Origin of the sequence: Marseilla massiliensis (assembly GCF_023336985.1) — a bacterium.
GTDB lineage: Bacteria > Bacteroidota > Bacteroidia > Bacteroidales > Bacteroidaceae > Prevotella > Prevotella intestinigallinarum.
Genome location: NZ_JAMBLP010000025.1, coordinates 34,162 through 41,775, shown reverse-complemented (window position 1 = coordinate 41,775; position 7,614 = coordinate 34,162). Strand labels below are relative to the sequence as shown.

Here is a 7,614-nt window from a genome sequence, read left to right as displayed (position 1 = left end):
CTATGTGTTCGACGCCATGTTTGCCCGCATCATCTTGAACTACGACAGCAAGTATGTGGTTTCGGGCTCGCTGCGCCGCGACCGCTCCAGCAAGTTCGGCCCCGACAACCGCGCCGGACTGTTCTACTCGGCCTCGGCGGCATGGAACGTCACCGAGGAGGAATGGATGAAACCCGCAGAATGGCTCTCGCTGGCCAAGGTGCGCGCCAGCTACGGCGTGACGGGCAACGACCAGGTGGGGTCAAACTATGCCTGGGTGTCGGCCATCAGCACCGACCACAGCGTGGTGTTCGGCACTTCGTCGGTGCCGTCGTATTATCCGAGCGGCTACTCAAACAGGAGCCTCGGATGGGAAAAGAACAGGCAGATTGACCTCGGACTCGACTTGGCATTCATCAAACGCATCAACCTCAACATTGATTTCTACAAGCGGACGAGCGACATCGTGATGCCGGCCAACATCCCAAACTTCAACGGCATAGCCGGTTCGGTATACATGAACTCGGGCCAGGTGGAGAACAAAGGCGTGGAGATAGCGCTCAACGCGAAGGTTCTGCAGGGCAGCCTCAACTGGGAGACCACGCTCAACTGGTCGTTGAACAGAAACAAGATTCTGTCGCTGGCCAACAACCAGAGGCAACTGCCCAACGGAAAGGCCGGAACGAAATGGGGAAACGTGATACGCAACATCGTGGGCCGGCCCATGGGCGACATGTATATGCTCAAGGTGATTGGCACTTACAACAGCGAAGACGACCTGAAAAAGTATCCGAAGTATGGCACTGAGAGCATCGGCGACCTGATATACGAAAACACCAACGGCGACAACACCATCAACACCGACGACTATCAGTATGTGGGCAACTACCAGCCCGACTTCACCTACGGTTGGACAAACAGGCTGGGATACAAGAACTTCGACCTTGCCATAACCATCGACGGCCAGGCCGGGGGCAAGGTGATATACGCCGCGGCACGCGCATACTCGCTGAACCTGTGGGACAACGTGCTCGCCGAGTCGGGACTGGGGCGCTGGCACAGTGCCGAACAGCCCGGCAACGGCACTTCGCACAAGGCCGGCACCAACAACCTGGGCTCGAACATACAGCCGTCGACGCGCTACCTCTACGACGCCGACTTCCTGCGCATACGCAACATTGCCCTGGGCTACACCCTCCCGGCAAAGGCCTGCGAGGCTGTGGGGCTGCAACGCCTGCGCCTGAGCGTCAACATACAGAACCTGTGGACGTTCGACTCGTATCCCGGCTACTCGGTGGAAGCCAACTACAACGGCAACTCTGCCACCAACAACGGGGTTGACTTCGGCAGCTACCCCATATCGCGCGTAATGACTTTCGGCATCAACGCCACATTCTGAAACACCATAAAGCAACATCATTATGAACTCATCACATATCAACAAAATACTCACAGCGGCATGCATAGCCGCATCCGCACTGGCTGTCACGGCGTGCAGCGACGGTTTCTTCGACCGTTACCCGTCCGACTCGATGCAGATGGAAACGTATCTTACCAACGACAGCGAGGCAGAAAACATACTGCTCGACGCTTACTACTATCTGCGGACGGTGCAGGAAGACGTAATCATGGTCAACGGACTGTGCACCGACGAGGCCTACGACTACAAGAAAAACAACCAGGCCGACTACATCAGCCTCAACGAAGGAACGTGGGATGCCACCTCGGCCACCATCGACGCCATCTGGGCCAACTGCTACAGCATGATAAACCGATGCAACTCTGTGCTCGACAAGATTGGCAATGTCAGCGAGAAAAACAGGAAGCAATATGAAGGCGAAGCCTGCATGCTCAGGGCTTACGCCTACTTCACACTGGTAAGGCTGTTCGGCCCGGTGCCACTGACGGAGCATGTAGTCGACGACTACAGCGACCTTTACAACTACGGACGCAGCCCCGAGAAAGACGTCTACGCACTAATAGGCAGCGACCTGGACAAAGCCGCTGCCTGCCTGCCGCCCCACTACAGCGAAGCCGGCAAGGCGGGGCGGGCCACAAGCACTGCCGCCAAGGTGATGATGGCCGACACCCACATGACGCTGGGCGACTTCGGCGCTGCCAGGAAGGTGCTTGAAGAGGTGGTAGGCTATGCCAAGGCCAACCCCGCAAGCCTCGGGTTGCTCGACGACTATGCCAGTGTGTTCGACTCGCAAAACCCTGTCAACAAGGAGATAATATTCGTGGCACAATTCAACAACGGGGCTACGGTGGTGGCCAACTATCTCATGAAGCGGTGCATACCGGCCGTGAGCCCCAACGACCAGCCGGCCTACACCCTGCCCGACGGCACCGCTTCCACGATACTTACAACCCAGGGAGTGGGCTGTCTGCTCATGACGTGGGACTTGTACAACCGGCTTAGGAGCAACCCAACAGACAAACGCTACAGCCAGATGGTCTACGACAGGCTTTATGACGCATCGCAAGGCACTTCAAGGCAAACCGAAGAGGTGGACGTAAACGATAACGGCGACGCCTTCACTCCGGCCACCCTAAAATACTTTGACATGCACAACCAGGGCCTGAAGACGTGCGCCAGCGGTTGCGACGACATCATATACCGCTACGCCGACGTGCTGCTCATGTATGCCGAATGCCTCAACGAGACCAACGCCACGGCCGAAGCCAAGGAGTATCTCGACGCCGTGCGCCACCGCGCAGGCCTGGCAGGCACGCAAGTCACGTCGCAAAGCGAAATGCGACTGGCCATAGAAGACGAGCGTCTGCTCGAACTGTGCTTCGAAGGGCACCGATGGTATGACCTGAACAGGACGGGCCGGATAAACAAGGTGATGGCCGCCCACTTCAATCATCGCGTCAAAGGACTGTCGGCACCGCTGCAAGCCAACAACAACGGAATGGCCGTAGCAGATTGCAACGACGCCTCCGGCCGTCCGCTTGAGTGGCGATGGAACGACAGCGACGGCAGGATACTGTTCCCAATACCCTACAGCCAGTTGCAACTGTCTGGCGGATGGAAGCAGAACCCTGGCTATTGAAAACCTTAAATCCTTTATATTCGCCGGTGTGTGGCATTGTTTGCCCACACCGGCGATTGCCATATCGGTAAGCCGCCACGCACGTCCTACCGTCCATCACGGCTACATGCCAAAGGCACTACATGGCCATCGCCGGGCACAACGCCGCTTATGCCAACGCCGGGCATTTCAGATGAATTTCCATTCCCCGTGCCCCACCACTTTGACTTCGACCAAAAGCTTTTATATTAAAAGCCAAGAAATCCCTTGAAATGCACTGAATATTTTGTATCTTTGCATGAATTATGCCGCAACGGGCATTTCATGGGCAAGCTCATGCTGCGCCGGCGTTGTGCCCGCCTTGCTGTCTTAGCATAAAAACGGGCGCCACCGGGAGACAGTACGCATACTTCCGCCACTGCCGTTTGCGCTGCGTTGAAAGCCCAACATTGAACAATGAAGACTGTGGGGCAACAAAGTCAGCACCCCACATATTTTATATTACACGATGGATTTAGAAAAGATAAAAGACCTTATAAGGCGAAAGCCAAACATAGCCGACAACCTCGGCATGGACTTCATATCCACTCCAGACGATGAGACGTGCGTGGCCACGATGCTGGTGGACAGCCGAAACTGCCAGCCAATGGGCCTTCTGAGCGGCGGCGCCACCCTGGCCTTGGCCGAATACATGGCCGGTGTGGGGTCGTCGATACTGTGCCCGGACAGGGCCTGCGTAGGTGTCAACGTCAGCGGGAGCCACGTCAGGAGCGCTTTCGAGGGCGACACGGTCACTGCCACGGCCCACATTGTACACCGGGGGCGCACGCTCCACGTGTGGAACGTGACCGTGGCCGGCTCCGACGGGAAGACGATATCGACGGTAAGCGTGATGAACTTCATCACCGACAAACCCACGGAGGCCGCAAAATGACAGCTCGCGCACTGTTCAGGCTGCCCTATTCCGACACTTATACCATAGTGGAGCAGGGCAGCGGGCATCCCGAGGAGCTTGCAGCTTACGGCGCCCTGGACGGGCGCGAGGGCTTTGTCATAGCCCCGTTTGCCATCACTGCCGCCGAGCCACTGCTGCTGTTGCGCCCCGACCGCATCGAAACAAGGCGCACAACAAGCGAGACCGAAGTGGCCGGGAGGGCCCGACGCAAACATGAGGCAGACGCTGCCGACCGCAGGGCATACGCCGGCGACTTCGCCAGATGCCACTCGCAACTCTTGGCGGGCAGGTTTGCCAAGCTGGTGCTTGCACGCCGCTCCACCGAGCGGATGGCCAGGCGAGTGGACGCCGAACAGCTTTTCTTGCGTGCGTGCCGCCTGTATCCGCGCATGTTCGTAGCTCTTGTAGAGGCACAACGCTGCGGTACATGGCTCTTTGCCACGCCGGAAAGACTGCTCAGCGGCACATCCGACCGATGGCACACCGTGGCCCTGGCCGGTACACAGCGCCTTGACGGCGCTGCCGCACGCTTCGACTGCCCGCCCAAGCCGCACGCGCCTGCCGACGAAACCATTGCCTGGGACGGCAAAAACAGGAGAGAACAGCGCATTGTGGGCGACTACATAGCCGACACCCTGCGCCCTCTGACAACAGGACTGAGCCGTAGCGAAGCCCGCACGGTGCGCGCCGGCAACGTCATCCACCTGCGCACCGACTTCGACTTCACGCTCGCTGCCGGCCAAGGCATAGGCAACGTCATCAACGCCCTGCACCCAACGCCGGCTGTCTGCGGGCTGCCAAAGGACGAAGCACGCCGTTTTCTCACAACAGCCGAGCACTCGCCACGCAGCTACTACAGCGGATTCATGGGCCCGCTAAACCTTTGCAACGAGACCCACCTGTACGTATCGCTACGCTGCATGGCCATCAACGGCGACAGCTGCAGCCTCTATGCCGGCGGCGGACTGCTCACCGACAGTATCGAAGAGCAGGAGTGGCTTGAGACAGAGGCAAAGATGGAAACGATGCGCAACGTCATCGGAGACACCGTCACAGACGAATAACAACACAACAGACCATGTATAGCGACAAGGAAAACGTCAACATACTCACAGCGCTGCTCGCGGCTCACGGCATAAAGCACGCCGTGGTGTGCCCGGGCAGCCGCAACGCCCCCATTGTACACAACCTCAACGAATGCCCCGGCATATCTTGCATACCCGTAACCGACGAGCGTTCGGCGGGTTTCGTGGCTCTCGGCGTAGCCCAAGCCACCGGGATGCCAGTGGTGGTGTGCGTCACCTCGGGTTCGGCATTGCTCAACCTGGCACCCGCCGTAGCCGAAGCCTGCTACCAGCATTTGCCGTTGGTGGTAGTCTCGGCCGACAGACCGGCGGTCTGGATCGACCAGCTTGACGGACAGACCCTGCCGCAGCCCGACGCCCTTGGGCGGTTTGTGCGCAAGGCCGTCAACCTGCCCGAACCGCATGATGACACAGACCGCTGGCACTGCAACCGCCTTGTGAACGATGCACTGGCCTTGGCTGTGCTGCGGCAACCGTGCCCGGTGCACATCAACGTGCCAATAACCGAACCGTTGTTCGGCTTTTCCGCTGCACGGCTGCCGGCCGAGCGTTGTTTCAAAACCATCACCCCCGACCCCACCACTTGCCGCTGCACCACGCTCGAAAAGGCGTTCGACGAGGCAGAGAGGCCCATGGTGGTCATCGGGCAGATGCCGGCCGGAACCATCGGCAGCCGCCTCGTCGGTCAACTCTCGCGCCGTGCCGTGGTCATAACCGAGCCATTGGGCAGCGACTACGGGGCAATGCCGGCCGACGAGGTGCTGTATGCCATGGCCGACGATTCCAGGCTGTACCCCGACATCATCGTTTATGCAGGCGACACTGTGGTGAGCAAGCGCATGCGAAGTTTCCTCAGGCGGTCGAATGCGCCCACGTTTGTAGTCTCGCCAGACCCCAGCCTCACCCCCGACCCTACCACCCACCTTGTTGCCACGGTCGACTGCGGCTGCCGTGAAGGCGTGGCCGCCATGCTCGGGCAGCTTGCAAATGGTTGCGGCAACAGCCCTGCCAGGCAAGAATACCTGTCGCGCTGGTCGTTGGCATTGGCCACCGCCGATGCCAACCGCACCGACTACAGCCCGCCATTCTCGCAAATGGCAACGGTGAAATACTTTGAGCAACAGCTCGAAGACTATGCTTCCGGCTTTAACGTACATTATGCCAACAGCTCGGCAATACGCCTTGCAAACATCTACGCGGGCCACTACGTGTGGTGCAACCGAGGCGTCAACGGCATAGAGGGCTCGCTCTCGGCGGCCGCAGGTTTCTCGGTGGCTACGGCAGAAACCGTGTTCTGCATCATCGGCGACCTCAGTTTCTTCTACGACCAGAATGCCCTCTGGAACACTTCGCTGCGCGGCAACCTCAGGATAATACTGCTAAACAACCACTGCGGGGGCATTTTCCATATACTGCGCGGCCTCGAAGACAGTCCGGCACGCGACTCAATGGTATCGGCAAGCCACAATGCCGACGCACGGGGGATATGCACCCAAAACGACATAGGCTACATGCGTGCAGCCGACATGGCCGAGATGCAACTCGGGATAGTGACGCTCATGACACGACAATCGGCCCGACCGATGCTTCTCGAAGTGTTCACCGACGCCGACGAAGACGGCCGCGCCATACGCGAATACTACTCACGGCTGAAAGCAACCATGAATGCCAGGCCATGACTGAGCCGTGGCAAAAAGACAGACAAAACTGAAACAAACATAAGACTCATGGAAAAAAGAGAATGGAAGCCCATCGAAGGGTTTGACTTTAAGGAAATACTGTTCGACGAATTCGACGGAATAGCGAAGATAACCATCAACCGTCCGCGCTACCGCAACGCCTTCACGCCACGCACAACGTGGGAGATGAGCCAGGCGTTGGCATGGTGCCGCGAAGCCCGGCACATCGGAGTGGTCATACTCACCGGCGCCGGCGACAAGGCGTTCTGCTCGGGCGGCGACATGAACGTGAAGGGGCGCGGCGGCTATGTTGGCGAAGACGGCGTGCCAAGGCTCAACGTTCTTGATGTGCAGATGCAGATACGCCGCCTGCCCAAGCCCGTCATCGCAATGGTAAACGGCTACGCCATCGGCGGCGGACATGTGCTCCACCTCGTCTGCGACCTCACCATAGCGAGCGAGAATGCCATCTTCGGGCAGACAGGGCCAAAGGTGGGCTCGTTCGACGCCGGCTTCGGTGCAAGCTACCTTGCCCGCATCGTGGGGCAGAAGAAAGCCCGCGAGATATGGTTTATGTGCCGTCAATACAGTGCAAACGAGGCAGAGCGCATGGGCATGGTCAACAAAGTGGTGCCCTTCGAGCGCCTTGAGGACGAGTGTGTAGAGTGGGCCCAGACGATGATGGAGCGCAGCCCGCTGGCGCTGCGAATGATAAAGGCGGGGCTCAACGCCGAGCTCGACGGGCAGGCCGGCATTCAGGAACTGGCCGGCGACGCCACAATGCTCTATTATTTCCTCGACGAGGCACAGGAAGGGGGCCGCGCCTTCCTCGAGAAACGCAAGCCCAACTTCAAGAAATACCCCAAGCTGCCTTGACA

Annotated in this window: 6 protein-coding genes; all 6 read left to right on the top strand. The window is 58.9% G+C overall.

The annotated features are described in order from the left end of the window. Positions 1 to 1,378, top strand: a 1,378-nt coding sequence (locus M3089_RS13500; protein ID WP_249084629.1) for a SusC/RagA family TonB-linked outer membrane protein, incomplete at its 5' end; no start/stop codon positions are given. Between the two features lie 22 nt (positions 1,379 to 1,400). Next, positions 1,401 to 3,038, top strand: a complete 1,638-nt coding sequence (locus M3089_RS13495) for a RagB/SusD family nutrient uptake outer membrane protein (protein WP_249084627.1) — start codon at positions 1,401 to 1,403, stop codon at positions 3,036 to 3,038. 487 nt (positions 3,039 to 3,525) lie between these two features. After that, positions 3,526 to 3,951, top strand: a complete 426-nt coding sequence (locus tag M3089_RS13490) for a PaaI family thioesterase (protein ID WP_249084625.1) — start codon at positions 3,526 to 3,528, stop codon at positions 3,949 to 3,951. Further along, a complete protein-coding gene (locus M3089_RS13485) occupies positions 3,948 to 5,036 on the top strand; it encodes a chorismate-binding protein (RefSeq protein ID WP_249084623.1) in 1,089 nt (362 codons plus the stop codon). Before M3089_RS13490 ends, M3089_RS13485 begins: the two co-directional genes overlap by 4 nt. Before the next feature lie 14 nt (positions 5,037 to 5,050). Continuing rightward, positions 5,051 to 6,736, top strand: a complete 1,686-nt coding sequence (gene menD, locus M3089_RS13480) for a 2-succinyl-5-enolpyruvyl-6-hydroxy-3-cyclohexene-1-carboxylic-acid synthase (RefSeq protein WP_249084621.1) — start codon at positions 5,051 to 5,053, stop codon at positions 6,734 to 6,736. A gap of 48 nt (positions 6,737 to 6,784) precedes the next feature. Beyond that, positions 6,785 to 7,612: a 1,4-dihydroxy-2-naphthoyl-CoA synthase gene (gene menB, locus M3089_RS13475; RefSeq protein ID WP_249084619.1), complete on the top strand. Its 828-nt coding sequence runs from the start codon at positions 6,785 to 6,787 to the stop codon at positions 7,610 to 7,612. Positions 7,613 to 7,614 lie beyond the last annotated feature (2 nt).

Excerpts from the sequence above, each read along its gene's own strand:
- M3089_RS13495 (WP_249084627.1), top strand. The coding sequence starts at position 1,401 with ATGAACTCATCACATATCAACAAAATACTCACAGCGGCATGCATAGCC.
- M3089_RS13490 (WP_249084625.1), top strand. The coding sequence starts at position 3,526 with ATGGATTTAGAAAAGATAAAAGACCTTATAAGGCGAAAGCCAAACATA.
- M3089_RS13485 (WP_249084623.1), top strand. The coding sequence starts at position 3,948 with ATGACAGCTCGCGCACTGTTCAGGCTGCCCTATTCCGACACTTATACC.
- menD (WP_249084621.1), top strand. The coding sequence starts at position 5,051 with ATGTATAGCGACAAGGAAAACGTCAACATACTCACAGCGCTGCTCGCG.
- menB (WP_249084619.1), top strand. The coding sequence starts at position 6,785 with ATGGAAAAAAGAGAATGGAAGCCCATCGAAGGGTTTGACTTTAAGGAA.